At 56.4% G+C, this 257-nt stretch carries 1 protein-coding gene; it reads left to right on the forward strand.

Annotated features, from left to right (window positions below; all coding sequences use genetic code 11):
* Positions 1-257 (forward strand): methyl-accepting chemotaxis protein (locus tag ACZ9XP_RS17995; protein ID WP_465188970.1); only part of this gene is annotated, 257 nt, incomplete at both ends.

Raw genomic sequence — 257 nt, forward strand, 5'->3', positions numbered from 1 at the left:
TGCGATGACACAGACTGCTAGCAGTGTGGAGGGGGCGGGGCAGGTCATACAGGATTTGGCCGAGAAGTCGCAAAATATCCGGCGCATTATTACCGCCATACGCGAGATTGCTGATCAGACCAACCTGTTGGCATTAAATGCTGCTATCGAGGCTGCACGAGCAGGGGAGATGGGACGTGGTTTTGCCGTGGTGGCTGATGAGGTGCGCAAGCTAGCGGAGCGCACTGGGAAGGAGACCGTGGAAATTGCCAGTCTGA

This window comes from Vogesella perlucida (genome assembly GCF_979366545.1).